This window comes from Serratia sp. (in: enterobacteria) (assembly GCF_051654945.1).
In the GTDB taxonomy this organism is placed as follows: domain Bacteria; phylum Pseudomonadota; class Gammaproteobacteria; order Enterobacterales; family Enterobacteriaceae; genus Chania.
Genome location: NZ_JBOFZA010000085.1, coordinates 75328 through 101099, shown reverse-complemented (window position 1 = coordinate 101099; position 25772 = coordinate 75328). Strand labels below are relative to the sequence as shown.

The following is a 25772-nucleotide window of genomic DNA, read 5'->3' as shown; positions in this document are numbered from 1 at the left end:
GCATGCTAGCTAGGTATTTCGTTGCTGCACCGATCAGCATTTGGCGTATCCCGTCTGGTTATTTTTCTGGAGTGACGTACTGTGACTACAATTATTCGTCAATTTCTGCGTCAGGAAGCCGCTGGTGGCATCATTCTGATCGCTGCCGCCGTGGTGGCTCTGATCATGGCTAATACCCCCGCACAGGGGCTGTATCAGGCCTTTCTCAACTTGCCGGTGGTGGTCAGCATCGCCTCGCTGGAGATCGCCAAACCGCTGCTGCTGTGGATTAATGACGGGCTGATGGCCATCTTCTTCCTGGTGGTCGGGTTGGAGGTCAAGCGCGAACTGTTGCAAGGCTCGTTGGCCGGGCGTGACAAGGCCATCTTCCCGGCGATTGCCGCGTTAGGCGGCATGTTGGCACCGGCGCTGATCTATCTGCTGTTCAACGGGGCCGATGAAGTGACACGCCAGGGCTGGGCGATCCCGGCGGCCACGGATATTGCCTTTGCCTTGGGCGTGATGGCCTTGCTGGGTAACCGCGTGCCGACCAGCCTGAAAGTGTTCCTGCTGGCCTTGGCGATTATTGATGACCTCGGGGTCATCATCATTATCGCGCTGTTCTATACCCATCAGGTCTCGCTGGCGGCGCTGGGCGTTGCGGCGGCCGCGATCGCGGTGTTGGCATGGATGAACTGGCGGGGTGTGGGTAAAACCTCGCTGTATATGATGGTCGGATTGGTGCTGTGGGTGGCGATCCTCAAGTCAGGTGTTCACGCCACGTTGGCGGGGGTGATTGTCGGCTTTATGATCCCGCTGAACGCCAAGAGTGAACCTTCACCCTCCGAAACTCTGGAGCATGAGCTGCACCCTTGGGTCGCCTTCCTGATCCTGCCACTGTTTGCCTTTGCCAACGCCGGTGTGTCATTACAAGGGGTATCTCTGAGCGGGCTGACTTCACTGCTGCCGCTGGGGATTGCCGCCGGATTGTTTATCGGTAAGCCGCTGGGGATTTTCGTCTTCTGTTGGCTGGCGGTGAAGCTAGGGATTGCCCGGCTACCGCAGGATATCGGCTTTAAGCAGGTGTTTGCCGTGGCCGTGCTGTGTGGTATTGGCTTCACCATGTCGATCTTTATTGCCTCACTGGCCTTCGCCGATGCGGATGTGGCTCTCAGTACCTATGCCAAATTAGGCATACTATTGGGATCGACCAGTGCTGCGGTAGTGGGTTATGGCCTGCTGCGTTTAACGTTACCTCGCAGCCGATAACCCGTATGGTTAATCCCTTGTTGATGAAGGGGTATTATAATCGTAGTGACAGCGCGGCTTTATCTGCCGCGCTGTAGTTGGGATAAGATGACTATGCGTTGTCTGAAATTAAAGATAGGGAGTTTGTCGCTCATCACGGCAGACCGTTTGCCGATGAGAAACCTAAGGAGAGAACGTTTTGAGAATGTCTCATATCAACTTTAACCATCTGTATTACTTCTGGCAGGTCTGCAAGGAGGGGTCGGTCGTCGGTGCGGCAGAAGCCCTGTTCCTCACGCCGCAGACCATCACCGGCCAAATCAAGGCGTTGGAAGAGCGTCTCAACGGCAAGTTGTTCAAACGCCAGGGGCGCGGACTGGTGCCTTCCGAACTGGGCCAACTGGTGTTCCGCTATGCCGACAAGATGTTTATGCTCAGCCAGGAAATGCTGGATATCGTCAACTACCGCAAGGAGTCCAACCTGCTGTTTGACGTTGGCGTTGCGGATGCGCTATCCAAACGTCTGGTCAGCCAGGTATTGGAAACGGCGGTGGTGGTGGATAACGAACAAATTCACCTGCGCTGCTTTGAATCGACCCACGAGATGCTGCTGGAGCAACTGAGCCAGCATAAGCTGGATATGATCCTGTCGGACTGCCCGGTCGACTCCAGCCAGCAGGAAGGGCTGTTTTCACTGAAGCTGGGCGAGTGTGGGGTCAGTTTCTTCTGTCGTCAGCCGATACCCGATTTGCCGTTCCCCGCCTGTTTGGAGCAGCGCCGTTTGCTGATCCCGGGAAGGCGTTCAATGTTGGGACGCAAGCTGCTCAACTGGTTCAACACTCAGGGTATCAAGGTCGAGATCCTGGGGGAGTTTGACGATGCGGCTCTGATGAAGGCTTTTGGTCTGTACCATAATGCGATCTTCGTGGCGCCCACGCTGTATGCGCTGGATACCTATAGCGATGATGACGTGGTGGAAATCGGCCGGGTCGACAGCGTGCAGGAAGAGTATTACATCATTTTTGCCGAGAGAATGATCCAGCATCCGGCGGTACAGCGGGTATGTAACAAGGACTTCTCGGCGCTGTTTGCGCTGTAGGTTTGAACTTCAGGCGTAAAAAAACCGGCCGAGGCCGGTTTTTTTAACAAGCACACAACGTAATGCTTATTGCATTGCGTTGATACGCGCAGTCAGGTTCGACTTATGGCGCGCAGCTTTGTTTTTGTGGATCAGGCCTTTAGCAGCCTGGCGATCCACAAGTGGTTGCATTACGAGGAATGCGTTTTGTGCTGCGTCTTTGTCGCCAGCTGCGATAGCTGCGTCAACCTTCTTAATGAAGGTACGCACCATTGAGCGACGGCTAGCGTTATGCTTGCGACGTTTCTCAGACTGTATGGCGCGTTTCTTAGCTGATTTGATATTAGCCAAGGTCCAACTCCCAAATATATATATTGAGGACAATTCAAAGGCCGAGGAATATGCCCTTTTAGCCTTCGTTTGTCAATGGATTTGTGCAAATAAGCGCCGTTTGTACGGGCGGCACTTGCTACGTTGTGATGGCGCAGGATTTTACCAGCTTCAGCCATGGGAATACAGTGTTTCGCGAGAAAAATCGCCATGTGATTTACATCACAGTCTGCAAGCTGTTGGTCGTGGTGGGTTATCCCCCGTCTTTCAAGCTTCTTCCCGAGGGTAAGCTTGATATCAGTCGGCCAATATACCACGCATTGGGCCAGATAAACGGTGGTTAAGGCGATTATCCTCCGGTATGGTATGACTATTACATCAAAGGAACCAATCGCGGGTTAACCTTAACCGCTGTACAAGGTATAATCCGCCGATTTCCACTGTGTTGGGCCAGCTATGCAGCTAATTCGCGGCATCCATAATATCCGGGCACGCCACCGTGGCTGCGTGCTTACCATCGGCAACTTTGACGGCGTCCATCGCGGTCATAAGGCGCTGTTGGGGCAGTTGAAGCAGGAAGGACGGCGCCTGGGGCTACCGGTGATCGTCATGATCTTTGAGCCACAGCCGCTGGAACTGTTTGCCGCGGATAAGGCCCCGGCCCGCCTCACGCGTTTGCGTGACAAGGCCAAATACCTGGCGCAGGCCGGGGTAGACTACCTGTTGTGCGTCAAGTTTGATCCCCGTTTTGCCGCCCACACCGCCCAGGCATTCGTTGCCGAGCTGCTGGTCGAAAAACTGGGGGTGAAATTCCTGATGGTGGGGGATGATTTCCGTTTTGGTGCTGGTCGCCAGGGGGACTTCCCGCTGTTACAGCGAGCCGGGCAAGAGTTCGGCTTTGAGGTGGTCAGCACGCCAAGCTTTCGCGAAGGCGAGCTGCGCATCAGTAGTACTGCCATCCGCAATGCGCTGCGTGATGACGATTTGCCGCTGGCAGAAACCCTGCTGGGGCATCCTTACAGTATTTCCGGGCGCGTGGTGCATGGCGATGAACTGGGGCGAACCATCGGTTTCCCAACCGCCAACCTGCCGCTCAAACGCCTGGTTGCCCCGGTAAAAGGGGTCTATGCGGTCGATGTTTATGGCCTGGGCCCCGAGCCTCTGCCGGGCGTGGCCAATATCGGCACCCGCCCGACGGTGGCAGGCATACGTCAACAGCTGGAAGTGCATTTGCTGGACGTAACTATGGATCTTTACGGGCGCCACCTGGATGTGGTGCTGCGCGCAAAATTGCGCAATGAACAGCGTTTTGCTTCGCTCGATGCGCTAAAGCAGCAAATCGCCAATGATGTGGTGACGGCCCGGACGTTCTTCGGGCTACAGACACCGGTTTAATCTACGAACCGAAACGAGATCGAGAATCTAATGAGTGACTACAAGAATACCCTGAACTTGCCGGAAACAGGGTTCCCGATGCGTGGCGATCTCGCCAAGCGTGAACCTGGCATGCTCGCACGTTGGTATGAACAGGATCTGTACGGGATCATTCGTGCCGCCAAAAAGGGCAAGAAATCCTTCATTCTGCATGACGGCCCTCCGTATGCGAATGGCAGCATTCACATTGGTCACTCGGTAAACAAGATCCTCAAAGACATTATTATCAAGTCAAAAGGGATGGCTGGCTTTGATTCGCCTTACGTTCCAGGCTGGGACTGTCACGGTCTGCCTATCGAACTGAAGGTTGAGCAACTGTATGGCAAACCGGGTGAGAAACTGACGCCGGCGGAATTCCGCCAGAAGTGTCGTGAATATGCCGCCGAGCAGGTTGAAGGCCAAAAGAAAGACTTTATCCGTCTGGGTGTGTTGGGCGACTGGGATCGTCCTTACCTGACCATGAATTTTAAAACCGAAGCCAATATCATCCGTGCATTGGGCAAGATCATCAGCAATGGTCATCTGCTCAAAGGCGCCAAGCCGGTGCACTGGTGTACGGACTGCGGCTCTTCCCTGGCGGAAGCGGAAGTTGAATATTACGACAAAACCTCGCCGTCCATCGACGTCGCGTTCCACGCGGTTGATGCCGCGGCGGTGGCCAGTAAGTTCGGCGTACACAACGTTAATGGTCCGATCTCTCTGGTGATCTGGACGACCACGCCGTGGACGTTACCGGCTAACCGTGCGATCTCGCTGAATGCAGAATTCGCTTACCAACTGGTGCAGATTGACGGCCAATGCGTGATCCTGGCTGCGGATCTGGTGGAAAGCGTGATGAAGCGCGCAGGCATTACTTCCTGGGCCGTGTTGGGCGACTGCAAAGGCAGCGATCTGGAACTGATGCGCTTTACCCATCCGTTCATGGGCTTTGACGTGCCAGCAATCCTGGGCGACCACGTTACGCTGGACGCCGGTACCGGTGCCGTTCATACCGCACCTGGCCACGGCCCGGATGACTTCGTGATCGGCCAGAAATACGGCCTGGAAGTTGCCAACCCGGTTGGCCCGAACGGTTGCTACCTGACCGGCACCTATCCGACGCTGGACGGCAAGTTTGTCTTCAAGGCCAACGATCTGATCGTTGAGCTGCTGCGTGAAAAGGGCGCTCTGCTGCACGTGGAAAAACTGCAACACAGCTACCCGTGCTGCTGGCGCCACAAAACGCCGATCATCTTCCGTGCCACGCCGCAGTGGTTTATCAGCATGGATCAGAAAGGCCTGCGTAAGCAGTCGCTGGAAGAGATCAAAGGCGTGCAGTGGATCCCGGATTGGGGCCAGGCGCGTATCGAAACCATGGTTGCTAACCGCCCGGACTGGTGTATCTCACGTCAGCGTACCTGGGGCGTGCCAATGTCCCTGTTCGTGCACAAAGAGACCGAGCAGCTTCACCCACGCAGCGTAGAGCTGATGGAAGAAGTGGCCAAACGTGTTGAGCAAGACGGGATCCAGGCCTGGTGGGATCTGGATGCCGCCGATATCCTCGGTGCCGATGCGGCCGATTACGTGAAAGTGCCAGACACGCTGGACGTCTGGTTCGACTCGGGTTCAACCCATTCTTCAGTGGTTGACGTGCGTCCAGAATTCAACGGCCACTCTGCCGACATGTATCTGGAAGGCTCCGACCAACACCGTGGCTGGTTCATGTCATCGCTGATGATCTCAACCGCCATGAAGGGCAAAGCGCCTTACAAAGAAGTGCTGACCCACGGCTTTACCGTCGATGGTCAGGGCCGCAAAATGTCCAAATCGATCGGCAACACCATCAGTCCACAGGACGTGATGAACAAGCTGGGTGGCGACATTCTGCGTCTGTGGGTGGCTTCTACCGACTACACCGGCGAGATTGCGGTTTCCGACGAGATCCTCAAGCGTGCTGCCGATTCTTATCGCCGCATCCGTAACACCGCGCGTTTCCTGCTGGCCAACCTGAACGGGTTTGACCCAAGCACCGACTGCGTGGCACCGGAAGAAATGGTCGTCCTGGATCGCTGGGCCGTGGGCCGTGCAATGGCTGCGCAGCAGGATATCGAGCAGGCGTATGCCAACTACGATTTCCACGAAGTGGTACAGCGCCTGATGCAGTTCTGCTCGGTGGAAATGGGTTCCTTCTATCTGGACATCATTAAAGACCGTCAGTACACCGCGAAAAGCGACAGCGTTGCCCGCCGCAGCTGCCAGACCGCCCTGTTCCACATTGCAGAAGCGCTGGTGCGCTGGATGGCACCGATCATGTCGTTTACCGCCGATGAGATCTGGGCCTTCCTGCCAGGCAAGCGTGCGCAGTACGTGTTTACCGAAGAATGGTACGACGGCCTGTTCGGGCTGGCGGACGGCGAAGGCATGAACGATGCGTTCTGGGCCGATCTGCTGAAAGTGCGTGGCGAAGTGAACAAGGTGCTGGAGCAGGCACGTGCAGACAAGCACATTGGCGGCTCGTTGGAGGCGGCGGTTACGCTGTACGCCGATAGCGATCTGGCAGCACGTTTGAACAGCCTGCAAGATGAGCTGCGCTTTGTGTTGCTGACCTCGTCGGCCAGCGTTGCGCCGCTTGCGGATGCTCCGGCAGATGCACAGCCAAGCGAACTGTTGAAAGGGCTGAAAATTGCGTTCAGCAAAGCGGATGGTGAGAAGTGCCCGCGCTGCTGGCATTACACCACCGATGTCGGCCAGGTGGCGGAGCACGCAGAACTCTGCGGCCGCTGTGTGACCAACGTAGCCGGTGACGGCGAAAAACGTAACTTTGCCTGAGAACAAGCGCCTGATGAGTAGACCGATAAGTTCGACCGGCTTGCGCTGGCTATGGCTGGTAGTGGTGGTGCTGGCGCTGGATTTCTTCAGCAAACAGTGGATCCTGAGTAACTTCGTGCTGGGCCAGACCCAGCCGTTGTTCCCGTCAATCAACCTGTACTACGCCCGAAACTACGGCGCGGCGTTCAGTTTCCTGGCGGACCACGGTGGCTGGCAGCGCTGGTTCTTTGCCGGTATTGCGGTCGCCATCGTGGCGGTGCTGCTGGTGATGATGTATCGCAGCAGTGCCCAGCAGAAGCTGAACAATATCGCCTATGCCTTTATTATCGGCGGTGCGCTCGGCAATCTGTTTGATCGGCTGTGGCATGGTTTTGTGGTCGATTTCATCGACTTTTATATTGGCAACTGGCATTACCCGACCTTCAATCTGGCGGACAGCTTTATCTGCGTTGGTGCCGCCATGATTGTGCTGGAAGGGTTCTTGCCGGCGAAGAAAAGTGTCAAGAGCGAAGGTAAGTAATATGACGGCTCAGGTTAACGGCAACAGCGCAGTATTAGTGCACTTTACGCTAAAACTGGCAGATGGAACGACCGCTGAATCAACCCAGGGAAATGGCAAACCGGCGCTGTTCCGCCTAGGTGATGGCAGCCTGTCTGCTCCGCTGGAACAGCAGTTGATCGGTCTGCGGGCTGGGGACAAATGTGCGTTTACCTTGCAACCGGAAGCGGCGTTTGGCGCGGAGAACCCGGATCTGATCCAGTTCTTCTCGCGCCGTGACTTCAACGAGACCGGGGTACCGGATGTCGGCACCATCATGCTGTTTACCGCCGTTGACGGCAGTGAAATGCCTGGTGTGGTGCGTGAAGTGGCGGAAGACTCGATCACCGTTGATTTCAACCATCCGCTGGCGGGGCACCCGGTGACCTTCGATATCGAAGTGCTGGAGATCGATCCGCAGCAGGAGGAAGCGCATGCAAATATTGCTGGCTAACCCGCGCGGCTTTTGTGCCGGGGTCGATCGTGCGATCAGCATTGTTGAACGTGCGCTGGAGATTTATGGCGCACCGATTTACGTGCGTCACGAAGTGGTGCATAACCGCTACGTGGTCGAAAGCCTGCGTGAGCGTGGTGCGGTATTTATCGAAGAGATCGCGGAAGTGCCGGATGGCTCGATCCTGATCTTTTCCGCTCACGGAGTCTCACAGGCGGTTCGTGCCGAGGCCAAGGCCCGCGATCTGACCATGCTGTTCGATGCTACCTGCCCGTTGGTCACCAAGGTGCATATGGAAGTGGCCCGTGCCAGCCGTAAGGGCACCGAGGCCATCCTGATTGGCCACGCCGGGCATCCGGAAGTGGAAGGCACCATGGGCCAGTACAGCAACCCTCAGGGGGGCATGTACCTGGTGGAGTCGCCGGAAGATGTCTGGCAGTTGCAGGTGAAGAATGAACGTAACCTGTGCTTTATGACGCAGACCACCTTATCGGTGGACGATACTTCCGACGTGATCGATGCGTTGCGTAAGCGTTTCCCAGAGATTATCGGGCCACGCAAGGACGATATCTGTTACGCCACGACCAACCGTCAGGAAGCGGTGCGCAGTTTGGCAGGTGACGCCGATGTGGTGCTGGTGGTGGGGTCGAAAAACTCCTCCAATTCCAACCGCCTGGCTGAACTTGCCCAGCGTGTGGGTAAACCAGCCTATCTGATTGACTCGGCGGCGGACATTCAAGAATCCTGGTTGAAAGACGCCAGCAACATTGGTGTCACTGCAGGCGCTTCCGCACCGGACGTGCTGGTTCAGGACGTCATCAGCCGCTTGAAAGCGCTGGGCGGCAAAGACGTGCATGAGATCAGCGGCCGCGAAGAGAACATCGTGTTTGAAGTACCCAAAGAGCTGCGGATGGATATCAAGCAGATCGACTGAATTCCCCCCCTCCCCCTAACCCTCTCCCACAGGGAGAGGGGACCGATCGAGCTCTTTGATACACCCTCATACTTCCCGAAGCAGTACCGTCTAATCCATCGCTCCGGCCAACTCCCTCGCCCTTTGGGAGAGGGCCGGGGTGAGGGGAACAGTGTCAGCTCGCAGAAACCACAAAAACCGCCTTATCGCCATTCAACGTAATGCATAAATAGTGCATGATTATGTCTATTGCACCGTTGGCATTGATCGGGTAATTGTTAATCAATTGACAGCGTTACTGATGAAATGCCCGGGGTATCATTATTTTCTAATCCCCTGACAAATCCTCTGGCAGTCACAAGGTGGGCCAGTTACCCTGAACTTATAGCCGAGGATCGGCTTTTGACCATAAAAGAGAGCGAAGTATGACTGATTCACAAATCCGCATCGCGATTGCGGGTTCCGGTGGCCGCATGGGGCGCCAATTGATCCAGGCAGTGCAGCAGGCACAGGGCGTGGTATTGGGGGCTGCGTTAGAGCGCCCGGGTTCTAGCCTGGTTGGTACCGATGCCGGTGAACTGGCCGGCGTTGGCGCACTGGGCGTCACCGTCAGCGATAACCTGGAAAAGGTCGCCAATGATTTCGATATCCTGATCGACTTCACCCGCCCAGAAGGCACCCTGGCTCATCTGGCGTTTTGCGTGGCCCACGGTAAAGCCATGGTGATCGGTACCACCGGCTTTGATGATGCAGGCAAAGCGGCTATCCAGGCCGCAGCGCAGCAGATTGGCATCGTGTTCGCCGCCAACTTTAGCGTGGGCGTCAACGTGATGCTCAAGCTGTTGGAAAAAGCCGCCAAGGTAATGGGCGACTATACCGATATCGAAATTGTCGAAGCTCACCACCGCCACAAGGTAGATGCCCCTTCAGGGACAGCGTTAGCCATGGGTGAGGTGATTGCCGGTGCTTTGGGGCGCGATCTGAAAGAGTGCGCGGTCTACGAACGCGTGGGTTATACCGGCGAGCGCGATCCCAAGAGCATCGGCTTTGCTACCATTCGTGCCGGGGATATTGTGGGTGAACACACCGCCATGTTCGCCGATATTGGCGAGCGGGTAGAGATCACCCATAAAGCCTCCAGCCGCATGACGTTTGCCAATGGCGCGGTGCGTGCCGCATCCTGGATCTCAAACCAGCAAAATGGGCTGTTTGATATGCGTGATGTGCTTGGATTAGACCAGCTATAATTTCTTAAACACCATCGTGATGTGGTTGTGTTTATCATAATGCTATGATAATCGGACAATAATTTTATTGTCCTTTTTTTTAACATGAAAAATGAAGGTTATTTATTGTTTTTAATTCGTAATCGTTATTTTTACATGTTATCGATCCTTTTTCCTGCTTTTGTTCTCACCTTTATTACTCACAGCTCCGATTTAAGCTGTTTTAAGCCATTTTTTCTGTCACTGTGTCTGGCAACCGTTTACTCATCCAAGTTTGATGCTGTTTTTATGCCTGTGACCCCCTTTAAACCTTGAGGGCAGCAAAAATAATAGAAAAAATGGCACTTTGGCTAGACAAGCGGGACACTCATCATTAAAATGCGCCCAATTTGCCAAAAATTGGCCTTGAGGGCGGTTTTTGCATTGATTTAGGGCGTGAAATCTGAATTAATATGCAAATATTGTGATTGATTATTCCTCGGAGGGTGTTTTGATTAAGTCAGCGCTATTGGTTCTGGAAGACGGAACCCAATTCCACGGTCGGGCCATCGGGGCAGAAGGTACGGCAGTTGGGGAAGTGGTCTTCAATACGTCGATGACCGGCTATCAAGAAATCCTCACCGATCCTTCCTACTCCCGCCAGATTGTTACTCTTACTTATCCTCATATCGGCAATGTCGGCACCAATGATGCTGATGCAGAATCCTCCGCAGTTCATGCTCAAGGCCTGGTCATCCGCGACCTGCCACTGATTGCCAGCAACTACCGCAACGAAATGGGCCTGGCCGATTACCTCAAGCGCCACAACATCGTGGCAATTGCCGATATCGATACCCGCAAGCTGACACGCCTGCTGCGTGAAAAAGGCGCACAGAACGGCTGCATCATCGCGGGCGACCTGACCGATGCCGAACTGGCGCTGCAAAAAGCCAAGGCTTTCCCAGGGCTGAAAGGCATGGATTTGGCGAAAGAGGTCACCACCAAGGAAGCTTACGCCTGGCAACAGGGGAGCTGGACGCTGGAAGGCGATTTGCCGGAGGCTAAACCTGCGGGCGAACTGCCTTACCATGTCGTGGCCTACGATTACGGTGCCAAGCGCAACATCCTGCGCATGCTGGTGGATCGCGGCTGCCGCCTCACCGTGGTGCCAGCGCAAACCCCAGCGGAAGAGGTGCTGAAAATGGCGCCAGACGGCATCTTCCTGTCCAACGGCCCGGGTGACCCGGAGCCTTGCGACTACGCCATCACCGCCATCAAACGCTTCCTGGAAACCGATATCCCGGTATTTGGTATCTGCCTGGGCCATCAGCTGCTGGCACTGGCTAGCGGTGCCAAGACCATGAAGATGAAGCTCGGCCACCACGGTGGTAACCACCCGGTGAAAGATCTGGATAACAACACCGTGATGATCACCGCGCAGAACCACGGCTTTGCCGTTGATGAAAATAATCTGCCGAGCACGCTGCGCATCACGCACAAATCCCTGTTTGACCACACGGTGCAGGGCATCCATCGTACCGATAAAGCCGCGTTCAGCTTCCAGGGCCATCCGGAAGCCAGCCCAGGCCCGCACGATGCCGCGCCGCTGTTCGATCACTTTATCGAACTGATTGAGACTTACCGTAGCAACGCCAAATAATCAGGAGCCAGAAAAGCCATGCCAAAACGTACAGATATAAAAAGCATCCTGATCCTCGGCGCTGGCCCGATCGTTATCGGCCAGGCGTGTGAATTTGACTACTCCGGTGCCCAGGCGTGTAAGGCGCTGCGTGAAGAAGGTTACCGCGTGGTGCTGGTCAACTCGAACCCGGCCACCATCATGACCGACCCGGAAATGGCCGATGCTACCTACATCGAACCCATTCACTGGGAAGTGGTGCGTAAAATCATCGAGAAAGAGCGCCCAGATGCGGTGTTGCCAACCATGGGCGGGCAAACCGCGCTGAACTGTGCGTTGGAGTTGGAACGTCAGGGTGTGTTGGCCGAATTCGGCGTCACCATGATCGGCGCAACGGCCGATGCCATCGACAAAGCCGAAGACCGTCGCCGTTTCGATATTGCGATGAAGAAAATTGGCCTGGATACGGCACGTTCCGGCATCGCTCATAATATGGAAGAAGCGTTGGCGGTGGCTGCCGATGTGGGCTTCCCTTGCATTATCCGTCCGTCATTCACCATGGGCGGCAGCGGTGGCGGTATCGCCTACAACCGCGAGGAGTTCGAAGAGATCTGCGAGCGCGGTCTGGATCTGTCGCCGACCAAAGAGCTGCTGATTGACGAATCGCTGATCGGTTGGAAAGAGTACGAGATGGAGGTGGTGCGCGATAAGAATGACAACTGCATCATCGTCTGCTCGATCGAAAACATCGATGCGATGGGCATCCATACCGGTGACTCCATCACCGTCGCCCCGGCGCAGACTCTGACCGACAAAGAATACCAAATCATGCGTAACGCCTCGATGGCGGTGCTGCGTGAGATCGGCGTGGAAACCGGCGGTTCCAACGTGCAGTTCTCGGTGAACCCGAAAACCGGCCGCCTGATCGTGATTGAAATGAACCCGCGCGTCTCTCGTTCATCGGCGCTGGCCTCGAAAGCCACCGGCTTCCCGATTGCCAAAATCGCCGCCAAGCTGGCGGTAGGTTACACCCTCGATGAACTGATGAACGACATCACCGGTGGCCGAACTCCAGCCTCCTTTGAACCTTCCATCGACTACGTCGTGACCAAGATCCCGCGCTTCAACTTCGAGAAGTTTGCCGGTGCCAACGATCGCCTGACCACTCAGATGAAGTCGGTCGGTGAAGTGATGGCGATTGGCCGCACCCAGCAGGAATCGTTGCAGAAAGCGTTGCGCGGCCTGGAAGTGGGCGCGACCGGCTTCGATCCGAAAGTGAGCCTGGACGATCCGGAAGCGCTGACCAAGATCCGCCGTGAACTGAAAGATGCCGGTTCAGATCGCATCTGGTACGTTGCCGATGCTTTCCGTGCCGGTCTGTCCGTCGATGGCGTATTCAACCTGACCAACATCGACCGCTGGTTCCTGGTACAGATTGAGGAGCTGGTGCGTCTGGAAGAGCAGGTTGCCGAAGCGGGCATTAACGGCCTGAACGCCGACTTCCTGCGCACTCTCAAGCGTAAAGGCTTTGCCGATGCGCGCCTGGCCAAGCTGGCTGGCGTGGCGGAAAGCGAAATCCGCAAGCTGCGTCACAGCTTCAATATGCACCCGGTTTACAAGCGTGTGGACACCTGTGCGGCAGAATTTGCGACCGACACCGCCTACATGTACTCCACCTATGAAGACGAGTGCGAATCCAATCCGACCAGCGATCGTCCGAAAATCATGATCCTGGGCGGTGGCCCGAACCGTATCGGTCAGGGTATCGAGTTTGACTATTGCTGCGTTCACGCCTCACTGGCGCTGCGTGAAGACGGTTACGAGACCATTATGGTCAACTGTAACCCGGAAACCGTCTCTACCGACTACGACACCTCGGATCGTCTGTACTTCGAGCCGGTCACGCTGGAAGACGTGCTGGAAATCGTACGCATCGAGAAGCCTAAAGGCGTGATCGTGCAATACGGCGGGCAAACCCCGTTGAAGCTGGCGCGTGAACTGGAAGCGGCAGGCGTGCCGATTATCGGCACCAGCCCGGATGCGATTGACCGTGCCGAAGACCGTGAGCGTTTCCAGCAGGCGGTTAACCGTCTGGGCCTGAAGCAACCGGCCAACGCCACCGTGGCAACCATCGAACAGGCAGTTGAGAAAGCGGCCGGTATCGGTTATCCGCTGGTGGTACGCCCTTCCTATGTGCTGGGTGGCCGTGCGATGGAAATCGTTTACGACGACATCGACCTGCGCCGTTACTTCCAGAACGCGGTCAGCGTGTCCAACGATGCGCCAGTGCTGCTGGATCGCTTCCTGGACGACGCGGTAGAAGTCGATGTGGATGCTATCTGCGACGGCGAGCGCGTGCTGATTGGCGGCATCATGGAGCATATCGAACAGGCTGGCGTTCACTCCGGTGACTCTGCCTGTTCACTGCCAGCCTACACGCTGAGCAAAGATATCCAGGACGTGATGCGTCAGCAGGTCGAAAAACTGGCGTTTGAGCTGCAAGTCCGTGGCCTGATGAACGTGCAGTTTGCGGTGAAGAACAACGAAGTCTACCTGATCGAAGTGAACCCACGTGCTGCGCGTACCGTGCCGTTCGTTTCCAAGGCTACCGGCGTAGCGCTGGCGAAAGTGGCGGCGCGCGTGATGGCCGGTAAATCACTGGCCGAACAGGGCGTGACCGAAGAGGTCATCCCGCCGTACTACTCCGTCAAGGAAGTGGTGCTGCCGTTCAACAAATTCCCAGGCGTTGACCCGATCCTTGGGCCAGAAATGCGCTCAACCGGTGAAGTGATGGGCGTGGGCCGCACCTTCGCCGAAGCCTTCTCCAAGGCGATGCTGGGCAGTAACTCCGGCATGAAGAAAGGCCGTGCGCTGCTGTCGGTGCGCGGTGGGGATAAGGCTCGCGTAGTGGATTTGGCCGCCAGCCTGCTCAAACAGGGCTTTGAGCTGGATGCTACCCACGGCACCGCCGTCGTGCTGGGCGAAGCGGGGATTAACCCACGTCTGGTCAACAAGGTGCATGAAGGGCGTCCACACATTCAGGACCGCATCAAGAACGGCGAATACACCTATATCGTCAACACCACGGCGGGGCGTCAGGCGATTGAAGACTCCAAGCTGATCCGCCGCAGTGCGCTGCAATATAAAGTACACTACGACACCACGATGAACGGCGGCTTTGCCACGTCAATGGCGATGAAAGCAGACCCAACCGAGCAGGTGACTTCGGTACAGGAACTGCACGCGCGTATCGGTAAGTAAACTGACTGGCCCGCCTTGGTTCGAGCAAGGCGGGAATTTTTAAGGCAATTTGAACAGATCGGCCATAAACCCTAGCTCATCTTCCATTTCCTGCTCACGCTCGTTTAGGTGATGTTTTAGGGCTTTCAGGGAAGTCAGCTCCTCCAGCATTTCATTTTCTTCAGCTAACAGTTCTTTTAGATCATTGGCATGGCGGTTCAGCTTTTTATCCAGCGCTTGCGGCGTTTTAGCATCGCCAAATTTATCCCAGAGAACAGCAGTCACAGGATCGCACTCACGCTCCTTTTGGCGATAATCCCACTTCAAGCTTATGACCTGCTCTGCAAGCAGCTGATTGATTTCTGGAAGATCTTTTTCTTCGACGCCGCCATCGGGGTCAATATGTTGCTGATACAAACTGATGATGCTCCAGATATCGTTATTCTGCTTGGCCTGAGCAAGCTGTACCATCAGGTGATGTTTATCCTGTTTGGCTGCATCGTCCATTTCACGATCGGGATGGAAGATTTTCGCTAACTGCTTATACATGCGGTTTGCTACTGAAGTACTGAACAGGGAGGCGATTTCCCTTTGCCGTTGCTCCCGGGTGGCGATCGCTTCTTGCTCCATCTCATCAATGAAAGCCTCTTCGTCATCCTCAAACTCGTTTTCCTCAAATTCTTCCTCTTCATCGGCGGTCGAGTCGGCGATTTCTTGTGCGGCTCTGGCTTTGAGCTTCTTAGGATCACTTATTAAATCAAGCAGTTCCTCGTCGGGGATTTGCTGTATAAAGGGGAGTTCTTTCTCTAATGCTTCACGGAGATACTGGAATTCGTTTTCATCCAGGTCATGTTTTACGCCCTGGGCGCAAGCTACGAGGTACTTTTCCCTGAGCGTTTCGATATCTAGATGTTCGGCAAACGGATAGCCTTCCAGATACATGATCTCTTCACCGATCCATCCGATGAGTACATCCTTCTGAGAGGCCGAGAGGGATTTCTTATCGGTAAAGGAGAGTAAGCGCTCGACCTTTTTATAGACGGTATCGCTAAATTGTTTTTCCAACGGTAGTAGCTGTTGCTGGAAACGAGTCGTCAATTCTGTCTGCTGCCTGCGCAACGTATCTAGCCGTATATGCTGTTGCTTGATGGCCTGACAGTGGGCATTGAACTGCTGGCGAGGGTTCTTCGGTGCCTGCTTTTTGGCGGCTTTCTTTTTAACAGATTTCCCTTTACCCATGATCATTTCCTCCTAATCTTAAGTTGCTCCTATGATAGCAAAGATTTTTTCCCGCACTCCATCAGTCAATTTGTACCAAGCCGATAAAAATTTCCGCTATTAATCCCTGCGTAAACCGTCAAGATATATGCTTGATGTATGACACCGTACGGCGAGAACCGCATGATCCTGATTATTTACGCCCATCCCTATCCCCGGCATTCCCATGCCAACCAACGGTTGCTACAGGCAGTAAAAGATATTCCCGGTGTGGAAGTTCGTGAGCTGTACGAACTGTATCCGGATTTCAACATTGATATCAGTGCCGAGCAGCGGGCACTGGAGCGGGCCGATATGGTGGTTTTGCAGCATCCGATGCAGTGGTACAGCCTGCCACCGCTGCTGAAGCTGTGGATCGACAAAGTCCTCGAACATGGCTGGGCCTATGGCCATGAGGGCAACGCTCTGGTTGGCAAAGATTGCCTGTGGGCGGTGACCAGTGGGGGAGATGAGCATCATTTTGCCCTGGGCGATTACCCTAACTTTGCTGCGCTGGGGCAGCCGCTACAGGCAACGGCGATTTACTGTGGCATGCAGTGGCAGCCGTATTTTGCCGTACATAACACCTTTACCTGCAACGAACCGGCCCTGATCGCCGCCGGGGAAGCCTATCGTCAGCGGCTGGTGCAGTATCTGATGGAACACAGCGAGCCAACGGCAGAGCAGGAGCCCGTCAATGGATAACCATGGCATGATGATTGAAGGGCTGATCTATCTGGGATCGGCCGGGCTGTTGGTGCCGATCGCCGTCCGTCTGGGATTGGGCTCGGTGCTGGGCTACCTGATTGCGGGCTGCATCATTGGTCCCTGGGGGCTGAAGCTGGTGTCCGATCCCGAGTCGATACTGACCTTTGCCGAAATCGGCGTGGTATTGATGTTGTTTATCATCGGGCTGGAGCTGGATCCCCGGCGGCTGTGGACGCTGCGGGCCGCGGTATTTGGCGGTGGCAGTATCCAGATGGTGGGATGCGGCCTGGTGTTGAGTGCTTTCTGCTATTTCCTCGGCCTGAACTGGCAGGTTGCCTTGCTGATCGGCTTGACGCTGGCACTCTCCTCTACTGCGATCGCCATGCAGGCGATGAGCGAGCGTAACCTGACGCCTTCGCCGATCGGCCGCAGCTCGTTTGCGGTGCTGTTGTTCCAGGACATTGCCGCGATTCCTCTGGTGGCGATGATCCCGTTGTTGGCCAGTAGCGGTGCCGCTACTACGCTGGGAGCCTTTGTGTTTTCTGCCGCCAAGGTGGTAGCAGCGCTGGCGGTCGTCGTGCTGTTGGGGCGCTATGTGACCCGGCCCTTGCTGCACTTCGTGGCGCGTTCCGGCATGCGCGAGGTGTTCAGCGCCGTGGCGCTGTTTCTGGTGTTTGGTTTTGGCATTCTGCTGGAGATGGCCGGGCTGTCGATGGCCATGGGCGCCTTTCTGGCTGGCGTCTTGTTGGCCAGTTCCGAATACCGCCATGCGCTGGAAAGCGATATCCAGCCGTTTAAGGGCTTGTTGCTCGGGTTGTTCTTTATCGGCGTGGGGATGTCGATCGACTTTGGTACCTTGTTCCATCATCCGCTGCTGATCGCCTCTTTGCTGCTGGGCTTTATGCTGCTGAAAGCGGCGCTGCTGTGGTTGGTTGCCCCGGTATTGGGAGTGCCGAAGCGCCAGCGTGGGCTGTTTGCCATTTTGCTGGGGCAGGGCAGTGAGTTTGCCTTTGTGATCTTTGGTGCGGCGCAGATGGCCGGTGTGTTGCCGCTGGAATGGGCCAAATCGCTGACGTTGGCGGTAGCACTGTCGATGGCTGCCACGCCTCTGCTGTTGGTGATCGCTGCTCGCCTGGCCAAGAATGCCCCGCAAGATGAGCGCCCGGCAGACGTGATCGACGAAGAGAACGCCAGCGTGATCATCGCCGGCTTTGGGCGTTTTGGCCAGATCGCTGGCCGTATGCTGCTGGCTAACGGCGTGCATACCGTGGTGCTGGATCACGATCCTGACCATATCGAAACGCTGCGTAAGTTCGGCACCAAGGTATTTTATGGCGATGCGACGCGGGCCGATTTGCTGGAAGCGGCGGGAGCGGAGCATGCCAAAATTCTGATCAACGCCATCGACGATGTGGAAGCCAACCTGCAACTGACGGCGTTGGCCAAACGCCATTTCCCGCACCTGAAAGTGGTGGCGCGCGCTCGCGATGTCGATCACTGGTATCAACTGCGGCAACTGGGTGTGGAAAAACCCGCGCGGGAAACCTTCGAAAGCTCATTGCTGATCGGTAGAGAAACTCTCGAACTGCTAGGATTGGACGCTTACGAAGCCCGTGAAAAGGCCGATACCTTCCGCCGCTATAACCTGAAGATGCTGGAGGAGACACTGGATAATTACCAAGATACTGAGTTCCGTGTTGCCAGTCTGCAACGGGCCAAAGAGATGCTGTCCTCGGCCATCGAACAAGATCGGTCGCGGCTGTCTCACGTGCAGCAAAACGGTTGGCGCGGCAGCATTGATGGTAAAGCGCCAGAGGAAGAAGTGGTGGAAGCCAAAGGATAATGATCTGGCGAGGGCTGGCCCCTCGCCGGTTTTCAGCTCAGGGCGACCTTGATCCCCAAGGCAATTAACATCCCGCCCAGCAGCTTGTCGACCACTTTCTGAGTTTTCTCCAACCCACGGCGCACTGGCCCGCTTTGGATCAAAAACACCAGCACTGGCCACCACAAGGCGGAAAGACCGAGAATAATCCCGGCATACCACAGCTTTTCACCGAGGCCAGAGTTGATTTGCAGTACCTGAGTAAACACCGCCAGGAAGAACAGCGTGGCTTTCGGGTTGAGCAGATTGCACAGGTAGCCTTGCACAAAGGCGCTTTTCAGACTGACCTGTTGCTGAGGCAGGCTGCTGACGTTCATCTTGCTGCCGCTACGTGATAGCAGGGCTTGAATACCGACCCAAATCAGGTACACCGCTCCGGCGTATTTCAGCACGTTGAACAACCACGGCGTGGTGGTGATCACCACTGCCAAACCCGCAACGCAGTAAGACATATGGGTCGCCACGCCGCAGATCACACCGAACGCGGTCATCATTGCAGCCAGACGCGGATAGCGCGCCGCATTTTTAATCACCAGAAAAAAGTCTGGCCCGGGGGAAAGCATGCCGAGTGTGGCAATACCGGCGACAAACAATGAGGTTTCAAGCATGAGCGAGTCTCTGAAAAAGGCCTAATTCTGCTGATAATAACGCCACTCCTCCTGACGTGCATCAACCTATTACACTAATCTCTGGTTATATGATGGGTCTTCATTAAGAGGAAGTGATTGAGCGATATGAAAAAGGAATTAACCGCAGAGATACCCGGAGTCAACCATCAACAGCGTGAAATCACGCGTCTATGCATTCAGTGTGCGTTGCTGCTGCTCCAGCACGGGGCGGAAAGCACGGTAGTCGAACAACTCTCAACCCGCCTGGGTCTGGCACTCGGCATGGACAGTGTAGAAAGCTCCATTTCGGCCAACGCCGTGGTGCTGACCACCATCAGCAACGATGCCTGCCTGACTACCACGCGCAAGAACGTCGATCGCGGGATCAACATGCAAATGGTGACCGAGGTGCAGCACATTGTGATCCTGGCGGAACACCATTTGGCTGATGCCCATGACGTGGCTCGCCGCTTTGAAAAGATCCGCCCGCTGCGCTACCCGCGTTGGCTGGTGGTGCTGATGGTGGGGTTGTCCTGTGGCTGCTTCAGCATGCTCAACGGCGGCGGGCCAGATGCCTTTGCGGTCACTTTTATGGCCAGTGGTCTGGCGATGTTTGTGCGCCAGATGCTGACTGCCCGCCATATGAATCCGTTGATCAACTTTTGCCTGACGGCCTTTGTCGCCACGTCGGTCTCCGGTCTGCTGTTGCGGCTCCCCGTCTTCCACCAAACCTCGAGCGTGGCGATGGCGGCCAGCGTGCTGTTACTGGTGCCCGGTTTTCCGCTGATCAACGCGGTAGCCGATATGTTTAAAGGCCACGTGAATACCGGGTTGGCCCGTTGGGCGATGGCCAGCCTGTTGACGCTGGCGACCTGCATCGGCGTGGTGATGGCGATGTCGCTGTGGGATTTGCGGGGGTGGTCATGAGCCTGCTCTGGGCGCTGTTACAGGACATGTTGCTGGCGGCGGTACCTGCGCTTGGCTTTGCCATGGTGTTCAACGTGCCGGTGCGAGCGCTGCGCTATTGTGCTTTACTCGGGGCGCTCGGGCACGGCTCGCGGATGCTGCTGATGCATTTCGGTATGAATATTGAATGGGGCTCGTTCCTGGCCGCCATCCTGATCGGCGTTATCGGTATTTACTGGTCACGCTGGCTGCTGGCGCACCCGAAGGTGTTTACCGTTGCGGCGGTGATCCCGATGTTCCCCGGCATTTCGGCCTATACCGCGATGATCAGCGTGGTGGAGATTTCGCACCTGGGCTACAGCGAAGCGCTGATGTCGGTGATGATCTCCAACTTCCTCAAGGCCTGTTTTATCGTGGGTGCCTTGTCGATTGGCCTGTCGGTTCCGGGCCTGTGGCTGTATCGTAAACGCCCCGGCGTTTAAGGTATTTGGCTAAGGATCTGGGATTATTGAAGTTTATCTTCAGAGCCGTCCGATATATAGCTATCGCTCGATTCGTCTATCGACGGTTGGCGGGGCTTTACGTATAGTGTGAGCAATTTTGCTGCCTATACAGGGTTAAACAATGATTATCAGCCTGATTGCTGCTTTGGCGGCGGATCGCGTTATTGGTATGGAAAATGCCATGCCGTGGCACCTGCCGGAGGATTTGGCGTGGTTTAAACGTAACACGTTAAACAAACCGGTGATTATGGGCCGCAAGACCTTTGAGTCGATTGGCCGCCCGTTGCCGGGCCGCCACAATATCGTGTTGAGCAGCCGGCCGGGTAATGAACCTGGCGTGACCTGGGTGACTTCGCTGGAAGAGGCTCTGGCAGCGGCAGGCGATGTGGAAGAAGTGATGGTGATGGGCGGTGGCAGTATTTACAGCCAGTTCCTGCCAAAAGCCTCGCGGATGTATCTGACACATATCGATGCCGAAGTGGGCGGAGATACCTACTTCCCGGATTACGAGCCGGACGAATGGGAAACCTCATTCAGCGCCTTCCACGATGCGGACGCACTGAACTCTCATGGTTATTGTTTTGAGATTTTAGAGCGCCGTTAACTGTCCCCTCACCCCAACCCTCTCCCATAGGGAGAGGGAGCTAGTTCAGCGCTGTTGGCAGGTAATGTGGTACTGCGTCGGGACGTCCCCCTTTCCCTATGGATGAGGGGCGTCTAGCGTTTCACCGCGATTGCCCGGTTGGGTAAAGTAGCGTTTGTCTTCCCAACGTAGCATCGTCAGATCCCCGCCCCAACAACAGCCGGTATCCAGGCCGATAATGCCTTCCGGCGTGCCTTTACCCTCTAATGAAGCCCAGTGACCGAAGATGATGGTGTACTCGGGATCGACCAGGCGCGGTAGATCAAACCAGGGCTTCAACGGCGCGGGAGCCGTACCCGGTGCATCTTTGCAGATCATGTCCAACTGGCCGTTCGGGAAGCAGTAGCGCATGCGGGTCAACGCATTGGTGCTAAAGCGCAGGCGTGCCAGCCCACTCAGCTCCGGGCTCCAGTTGTTGGGCATATCGCCATACATTGCGTCCAGGAATAAAGGATAGCTGTCGCTACTGAGCACGGCTTCCACTTCACGGGCACAGGTCTGCGCGGTCTCTATATCCCACTGCGGGGTAATACCGGCGTGGCCCATGATCAGCTTGCGTTCTTCGTCCACCTGCAATACCGGCTGGCGGCGCAGCCAATTGATCAACTCGTCAGCATCAGGGGCTTCCAGCAGGGGGGTAATGCGGTCTTTGGGTTTATTGCGACTGATACGGGCGTATACCGCCAGCAGGTGCAGATCGTGGTTACCCAGTACCATGCGCAGCGCCGGGCCGAGTGAGCGCACGTAGCGCAGCACTTCAAGCGAGCCGGGGCCACGGGCGACCAGATCGCCAGTCAGCCACAGCTGGTCTTGCAGCGGGTCGAAATTAACCTGTGCCAATAGCGACTGCAGTTCATCGAAACAGCCATGAACATCGCCGATAAGATATGTCGACATAATTAGTGGATCAGCGTTGGAATGGCTAAACGGAACACCGGAATAGCGGTACGGAATGGCTGACCCTGATGATCAACCATCTCATAGTGGCCTTCCATGGTGCCCAGCGGCGTTTCGAGTACCGCACCGCTGGTATATTGAAACTCGCTGCCAGGGCGGATGATCGGCTGTTCACCGATCACGCCTTCACCCTGAACTTCGGTCTGGCGACCGTTGCTGTTGGTGATCAGCCAGTAACGGCCCAGCAGTTGCACGTCAAAGCGCCCCAGATTACGGATGGTAACGGTATACGCGAAGACGTAACGTTCTTCCTCAGGTAGCGACTGCGATTCAACATACACACTCTGGACCTGAACACATACACGGGGCGAATCAATCATGACTACTGCTCCTTTATTGCTGTTGCGTCTGTTGTTCCGAAAGCCAGTTTGCCAGCTTGCAGTACTGCGCTACAGAAATATTCTCTGCTCTGAGCGTCGGATCGACGCCGAGTTCCGTCAACTGTTCCGGGGTGAACAGATCGCCCAGGCTGTTGCGGATGGTTTTTCTGCGTTGGTTAAACGCCTGAGTGGTCACGCGGCTTAGCATACGTACATCGCCGACGACATTTGGCATCACCAGATGCGGTACCAGACGGACCACGGCAGAATCGACTTTAGGCGGCGGCGCGAACGAAGTCGGCGGCACTTCCAACACCGGGATCACGTTGCAGTAATACTGCGCCATCACGGTCAAACGGCCGTATGCTTTGCTGTTCGGGCCGGCAACCAGACGGTTAACCACTTCTTTTTGCAGCATGAAGTGCATGTCGCGGATAGCCGAAGTATAGCTGAAAAGGTGGAACATCAGCGGCGTCGAGATGTTATACGGCAGGTTGCCGAACACGCGCAGCGATTGGCCTTCCTCGGCGGCCAGCTCGGCGAAGTTCACCGTCATGGCATCTTGCTGATGAATGGTCAGCTTGTCTTTCAACTGCGGGTGATTGGCCAGACGGGCTGCCAGATCGCGGTCGAGTTCAATTACCGTCATGCGATCCATACGTGCGCCAACCGGTTCGGTCAAGGCACCCAGGCCAGGGCCGATTTCGATCACGGCTTCGCCCGGTTGTGGGTGAATGGCCGAGACAATGCTATCGATGACAAACTGATCGGTTAAAAAGTTCTGTCCAAAACGTTTGCGGGCAAAGTGCCCTTGGTGGACTCTATTATTCATTGCTGTTAATTATCATTTTAATGGCGAGATTCAAGGCCGTTTTGAAGCTGCCTGCATCGGCAGTGCCGCTGCCAGCCAGTTCCAACGCGGTACCATGGTCGACCGAGGTACGGATAAAAGGCAAACCGAGGGTGATATTCACCGCCCGACCAAACCCCTGGTATTTTAGTACAGGCAAGCCCTGATCGTGATACATCGCCAGCACCGCATCCGCATGTTGCAGATATTTGGGCTGGAACAGTGTATCTGCCGGGAGCGGGCCTATCAGTTGGATGCCACGGCTGCGCAGAACGTCCAAAGCCGGAATGATCACATCCAACTCTTCACGCCCCATATGGCCGCCTTCCCCCGCGTGCGGGTTCAGCCCACAAACGTAAATCTGTGGCTGCGGGATGCCAAACTGGTTTTTCAGATCCCGATCGAGAATGGTGATCACTTCGAACAGGCTCTGTTGGGTGATGGCACCCGGAACGGCCAGTAACGGCAGATGGGTCGTTGCCAGAGCGACACGCAACTCTTCGGTCGCCAACATCATCACCACGCGTTCACAATGGCTGCGATCGGCAAAGAATTCGGTGTGGCCGGTAAAGGCGACGCCAGCATCGTTGATGATGCTTTTGTTGACCGGACCGGTGACCAGCGCGGCGAATTCGCCGTTCAGGCAACCGTCACAGGCACGAGCCAGGGTCGCTACCACGTAGGCACTGTTGGCCACGTTTAACTCGCCTGCGACCACGGCCGCCGGGGCTGCAACGGGTAATACCGTTAACGTCCCGGCACGTTGTGGCAGTGCGGGCTGGTCTGGCCGGTAATCGCGCAGCGTGAGCGATAACCCCAACTGGCGGGCGCGTTCAAGCAACAAGGCCGGATCGGCGCACACTACCAGCTCAACAGGCCAATCCTGTTGTGCCAGTACGGTGACCAAATCCGGCCCAACCCCGGCAGGCTCGCCGGGGGTGATAACGATACGGTTATTGCGGTGCATTGCTTCCATCGAGGATCTTCACGTAAGCAGCGGCACGTTGTTCCTGCATCCAGGTTTGCGCTTCTTCGGCAAATTTGCGGTTAAACAGCATGCGATAGGCACGATCTTTCTGCGCCGCATCGGTTTTATCCACCTGGCGGGTATCCAGCAACTGGATCAGGTGCCAGCCAAAGGAAGAGTGAACCGGCTCGCTGACCTGGCCTTTTTGCAGCTTCAGCAGCGCATCGCGGAAGGCGGGATCGTACATGTCTGGTGAAGCCCAACCCAGATCGCCACCCTGTAGGGCAGAACCCGGATCTTGTGACAGCTGTTTGGCTTCGTCTTCAAACTTCGCTTTGCTACTCTTGACGGCCGCCGCGACTTCTTGCAGCTTGGCGCGTGCCTGGTCGTCTGTCATGACTACTGAAGGTTTTAACAGGATATGGCGGGCGTGCACTTCGGTCACGGAAATTGACTGAGAACCGCCACGGATATCGTTAACCTTCAGGATGTGGAAGCCGACGCCGGAACGGATTGGGCCAACCACGTCGCCTTTTTTGGCGCTCGACAGGCGTTCTGCAAACAGCGTTGGCATTTCCTGCAGTTTACCCCAACCCATCTGGCCGCCTTTCAGCGCCTGCGAGTCAGCAGAATAAGTGATCGCCAGCTTGCCGAAATCGGCTCCGCTGGTCGCTTCACCCACCAGGCGCTTGGCCAGGACTTCGGCTTCATCAACTTGCTGCTGTGATGGATTTTCTGGCAGCGGGATCAGGATGTGGCTGATGTTGACGTCGGTTTCACCACCGTTCTGTGCTCCAACCTGTTTGGCTAACGCGTCCACTTCCTGTGGCAGGATGGTGACACGGCGGCGCACTTCATTGTTACGCACTTCCGAGGTCAGCATTTCCTTGCGGATTTGCGCACGGTAGGTGTTGTAGTTCAGACCTTCATACGCCAAACGGCTACGCAACTGATCCAGGCTCATTTTGTTCTGGGCGGCGATATTGGTGATTGCCTTGTCCAGATCGGCATCGCTGACGGTGATCCCCATTTTTTGTGCCATCTGCAGCAGAATGTTATCTACGATCAGACGTTCCAGGATCTGGTGACGCAACGTGTTGTCGTCTGGCAATTGTTGACCAGCCTGCTGTGCGTTCAGTTTCACCGATTGCATCAGGCCGTTCACGTCGCTCTCGAGGACTACGCCGTTATCGACGACGGCGGCGACTTTATCCATTTGTTGCGGTGCTGCGAACGCGGTATTGGCGCAAACCACCAATCCGAGAAAAAGCGTTCTCCAGTTCTTCATACATTTCCCGTTATCTG

The 25772-nt window shown here is 55.8% G+C and carries 23 protein-coding genes; 15 read left to right on the top strand and 8 right to left on the bottom strand.

Going from position 1 to position 25772, the window contains the following annotated elements; translation table 11 throughout:
* Positions 1-81: 81 nt before the first annotated feature.
* Both nhaA and nhaR read left to right on the top strand, forming a co-directional pair.
* Complete coding sequence (nhaA, locus tag ACRDCA_RS19855; RefSeq protein ID WP_438691087.1) at positions 82-1248, top strand: Na+/H+ antiporter NhaA; 1167 nt, start codon at positions 82-84, stop codon at positions 1246-1248.
* A gap of 178 nt (positions 1249-1426) precedes the next feature.
* Complete coding sequence (nhaR, locus tag ACRDCA_RS19850) at positions 1427-2326, top strand: transcriptional activator NhaR (protein ID WP_021179255.1); 900 nt, start codon at positions 1427-1429, stop codon at positions 2324-2326.
* Positions 2327-2392: 66 nt separating this feature from the next.
* Here nhaR and rpsT read toward each other — a convergent pair whose 3' ends face one another.
* Positions 2393-2656, bottom strand: a complete 264-nt coding sequence (rpsT, locus tag ACRDCA_RS19845) for a 30S ribosomal protein S20 (protein ID WP_024483576.1) — start codon at positions 2654-2656, stop codon at positions 2393-2395.
* 435 nt (positions 2657-3091) lie between these two features.
* On the opposite strand from rpsT, the gene ribF reads away from it, so the two are divergent.
* From ribF to carB, 8 genes are all read left to right on the top strand, one after another.
* The gene (gene ribF / locus ACRDCA_RS19840) at positions 3092-4030 is read left to right on the top strand and encodes a bifunctional riboflavin kinase/FAD synthetase (RefSeq protein ID WP_438691086.1); all 939 of its coding nucleotides are present in this window, start codon (positions 3092-3094) and stop codon (positions 4028-4030) included.
* Between the two features lie 30 nt (positions 4031-4060).
* On the top strand, positions 4061-6877 hold the full coding sequence (gene ileS / locus ACRDCA_RS19835) for an isoleucine--tRNA ligase (protein ID WP_438691085.1): 2817 nt from the start codon (positions 4061-4063) through the stop codon (positions 6875-6877).
* A 13-nt stretch (positions 6878-6890) separates the two neighbouring features.
* A complete protein-coding gene (gene lspA, locus ACRDCA_RS19830; RefSeq protein WP_438691084.1) occupies positions 6891-7397 on the top strand; it encodes a signal peptidase II in 507 nt (168 codons plus the stop codon).
* 1 nt (position 7398) lies between these two features.
* On the top strand, positions 7399-7869 hold the full coding sequence (gene fkpB / locus ACRDCA_RS19825; protein WP_438691083.1) for an FKBP-type peptidyl-prolyl cis-trans isomerase: 471 nt from the start codon (positions 7399-7401) through the stop codon (positions 7867-7869).
* The gene (gene ispH, locus ACRDCA_RS19820; RefSeq protein ID WP_025120449.1) at positions 7850-8803 is read left to right on the top strand and encodes a 4-hydroxy-3-methylbut-2-enyl diphosphate reductase; all 954 of its coding nucleotides are present in this window, start codon (positions 7850-7852) and stop codon (positions 8801-8803) included. The genes fkpB and ispH overlap by 20 nt, the downstream gene beginning before the upstream one ends.
* 404 nt (positions 8804-9207) lie before the next feature.
* Entirely contained in the window at positions 9208-10029 is an 822-nt protein-coding gene (gene dapB / locus ACRDCA_RS19815; protein WP_438691082.1) for a 4-hydroxy-tetrahydrodipicolinate reductase, read from the top strand.
* A 469-nt stretch (positions 10030-10498) separates the two neighbouring features.
* Positions 10499-11647, top strand: a complete 1149-nt coding sequence (gene carA / locus ACRDCA_RS19810; RefSeq protein ID WP_025120451.1) for a glutamine-hydrolyzing carbamoyl-phosphate synthase small subunit — start codon at positions 10499-10501, stop codon at positions 11645-11647.
* A gap of 18 nt (positions 11648-11665) precedes the next feature.
* Positions 11666-14887, top strand: a complete 3222-nt coding sequence (gene carB, locus ACRDCA_RS19805) for a carbamoyl-phosphate synthase large subunit (protein ID WP_438691081.1) — start codon at positions 11666-11668, stop codon at positions 14885-14887.
* A 39-nt stretch (positions 14888-14926) separates the two neighbouring features.
* On the opposite strand, the gene ACRDCA_RS19800 is transcribed toward carB, so the two are convergent.
* On the bottom strand, positions 14927-16105 hold the full coding sequence (locus ACRDCA_RS19800; protein ID WP_438691080.1) for a hypothetical protein: 1179 nt from the start codon (positions 16103-16105) through the stop codon (positions 14927-14929).
* Positions 16106-16267: 162 nt separating this feature from the next.
* Between ACRDCA_RS19800 and kefF the strand changes: the two genes are divergently transcribed.
* Both kefF and kefC read left to right on the top strand, forming a co-directional pair.
* Positions 16268-16828 (top strand): glutathione-regulated potassium-efflux system oxidoreductase KefF, encoded by a 561-nt coding sequence (gene kefF, locus ACRDCA_RS19795; protein ID WP_438691079.1) that lies wholly within the window; start codon positions 16268-16270, stop codon positions 16826-16828.
* Positions 16821-18674 carry a glutathione-regulated potassium-efflux system protein KefC gene (gene kefC / locus ACRDCA_RS19790; protein ID WP_438691078.1) on the top strand — a complete coding sequence of 618 codons (1854 nt, stop codon included), beginning with the start codon at positions 16821-16823 and terminating at the stop codon, positions 18672-18674. The genes kefF and kefC overlap by 8 nt, the downstream gene beginning before the upstream one ends.
* A 32-nt stretch (positions 18675-18706) precedes the next feature.
* Here the strand turns inward: kefC and ACRDCA_RS19785 are convergent, their stop codons facing one another.
* Complete coding sequence (locus ACRDCA_RS19785) at positions 18707-19321, bottom strand: LysE family translocator (RefSeq protein ID WP_438691077.1); 615 nt, start codon at positions 19319-19321, stop codon at positions 18707-18709.
* Between the two features lie 126 nt (positions 19322-19447).
* Here ACRDCA_RS19785 and ACRDCA_RS19780 point away from each other — a divergent pair, with 126 nt between their 5' ends.
* From ACRDCA_RS19780 to folA, 3 genes are all read left to right on the top strand, one after another.
* Positions 19448-20248 carry a threonine/serine ThrE exporter family protein gene (locus ACRDCA_RS19780; protein ID WP_438691076.1) on the top strand — a complete coding sequence of 267 codons (801 nt, stop codon included), beginning with the start codon at positions 19448-19450 and terminating at the stop codon, positions 20246-20248.
* The gene (locus ACRDCA_RS19775) at positions 20245-20709 is read left to right on the top strand and encodes a threonine/serine exporter (protein WP_025120457.1); all 465 of its coding nucleotides are present in this window, start codon (positions 20245-20247) and stop codon (positions 20707-20709) included. The genes ACRDCA_RS19780 and ACRDCA_RS19775 overlap by 4 nt, the downstream gene beginning before the upstream one ends.
* A gap of 142 nt (positions 20710-20851) precedes the next feature.
* Complete coding sequence (gene folA / locus ACRDCA_RS19770) at positions 20852-21334, top strand: type 3 dihydrofolate reductase (protein ID WP_438691075.1); 483 nt, start codon at positions 20852-20854, stop codon at positions 21332-21334.
* Between the two features lie 96 nt (positions 21335-21430).
* Here folA and apaH read toward each other — a convergent pair whose 3' ends face one another.
* The 5 genes from apaH to surA are packed head-to-tail and all read right to left on the bottom strand — an operon-like array spanning position 21431 to position 25755.
* Positions 21431-22270: a bis(5'-nucleosyl)-tetraphosphatase (symmetrical) ApaH gene (gene apaH / locus ACRDCA_RS19765; RefSeq protein WP_438691074.1), complete on the bottom strand. Its 840-nt coding sequence runs from the start codon at positions 22268-22270 to the stop codon at positions 21431-21433.
* Positions 22271-22272: 2 nt separating this feature from the next.
* Positions 22273-22650 carry a Co2+/Mg2+ efflux protein ApaG gene (gene apaG / locus ACRDCA_RS19760; protein ID WP_438691073.1) on the bottom strand — a complete coding sequence of 126 codons (378 nt, stop codon included), beginning with the start codon at positions 22648-22650 and terminating at the stop codon, positions 22273-22275.
* A 13-nt stretch (positions 22651-22663) separates the two neighbouring features.
* Entirely contained in the window at positions 22664-23482 is an 819-nt protein-coding gene (gene rsmA / locus ACRDCA_RS19755) for a 16S rRNA (adenine(1518)-N(6)/adenine(1519)-N(6))-dimethyltransferase RsmA (RefSeq protein ID WP_438691072.1), read from the bottom strand.
* Positions 23475-24467, bottom strand: coding sequence for a 4-hydroxythreonine-4-phosphate dehydrogenase PdxA (gene pdxA / locus ACRDCA_RS19750; RefSeq protein WP_438691143.1), 993 nt, complete (start codon positions 24465-24467; stop codon positions 23475-23477). Before pdxA ends, rsmA begins: the two co-directional genes overlap by 8 nt.
* Positions 24454-25755 carry a peptidylprolyl isomerase SurA gene (gene surA / locus ACRDCA_RS19745; protein WP_438691071.1) on the bottom strand — a complete coding sequence of 434 codons (1302 nt, stop codon included), beginning with the start codon at positions 25753-25755 and terminating at the stop codon, positions 24454-24456. The genes pdxA and surA overlap by 14 nt, the downstream gene beginning before the upstream one ends.
* Positions 25756-25772: the final 17 nt, after the last annotated feature.

What these genes read in the sequence shown, in the direction of transcription:
- ribF (WP_438691086.1), top strand. Translation starts at nt 3,092, where the DNA reads ATGCAGCTAATTCGCGGCATCCATAATATCCGGGCACGCCACCGTGGC.
- ileS (WP_438691085.1), top strand. Translation starts at nt 4,061, where the DNA reads ATGAGTGACTACAAGAATACCCTGAACTTGCCGGAAACAGGGTTCCCG.
- lspA (WP_438691084.1), top strand. Translation starts at nt 6,891, where the DNA reads ATGAGTAGACCGATAAGTTCGACCGGCTTGCGCTGGCTATGGCTGGTA.
- fkpB (WP_438691083.1), top strand. Translation starts at nt 7,399, where the DNA reads ATGACGGCTCAGGTTAACGGCAACAGCGCAGTATTAGTGCACTTTACG.
- ispH (WP_025120449.1), top strand. Translation starts at nt 7,850, where the DNA reads ATGCAAATATTGCTGGCTAACCCGCGCGGCTTTTGTGCCGGGGTCGAT.
- dapB (WP_438691082.1), top strand. Translation starts at nt 9,208, where the DNA reads ATGACTGATTCACAAATCCGCATCGCGATTGCGGGTTCCGGTGGCCGC.
- carB (WP_438691081.1), top strand. Translation starts at nt 11,666, where the DNA reads ATGCCAAAACGTACAGATATAAAAAGCATCCTGATCCTCGGCGCTGGC.
- ACRDCA_RS19800 (WP_438691080.1), bottom strand. Translation starts at nt 16,105, where the DNA reads ATGGGTAAAGGGAAATCTGTTAAAAAGAAAGCCGCCAAAAAGCAGGCA.
- kefF (WP_438691079.1), top strand. Translation starts at nt 16,268, where the DNA reads ATGATCCTGATTATTTACGCCCATCCCTATCCCCGGCATTCCCATGCC.
- kefC (WP_438691078.1), top strand. Translation starts at nt 16,821, where the DNA reads ATGGATAACCATGGCATGATGATTGAAGGGCTGATCTATCTGGGATCG.
- ACRDCA_RS19785 (WP_438691077.1), bottom strand. Translation starts at nt 19,321, where the DNA reads ATGCTTGAAACCTCATTGTTTGTCGCCGGTATTGCCACACTCGGCATG.
- ACRDCA_RS19780 (WP_438691076.1), top strand. Translation starts at nt 19,448, where the DNA reads ATGAAAAAGGAATTAACCGCAGAGATACCCGGAGTCAACCATCAACAG.
- ACRDCA_RS19775 (WP_025120457.1), top strand. Translation starts at nt 20,245, where the DNA reads ATGAGCCTGCTCTGGGCGCTGTTACAGGACATGTTGCTGGCGGCGGTA.
- folA (WP_438691075.1), top strand. Translation starts at nt 20,852, where the DNA reads ATGATTATCAGCCTGATTGCTGCTTTGGCGGCGGATCGCGTTATTGGT.
- apaH (WP_438691074.1), bottom strand. Translation starts at nt 22,270, where the DNA reads ATGTCGACATATCTTATCGGCGATGTTCATGGCTGTTTCGATGAACTG.
- apaG (WP_438691073.1), bottom strand. Translation starts at nt 22,650, where the DNA reads ATGATTGATTCGCCCCGTGTATGTGTTCAGGTCCAGAGTGTGTATGTT.
- rsmA (WP_438691072.1), bottom strand. Translation starts at nt 23,482, where the DNA reads ATGAATAATAGAGTCCACCAAGGGCACTTTGCCCGCAAACGTTTTGGA.
- pdxA (WP_438691143.1), bottom strand. Translation starts at nt 24,467, where the DNA reads ATGCACCGCAATAACCGTATCGTTATCACCCCCGGCGAGCCTGCCGGG.
- surA (WP_438691071.1), bottom strand. Translation starts at nt 25,755, where the DNA reads ATGAAGAACTGGAGAACGCTTTTTCTCGGATTGGTGGTTTGCGCCAAT.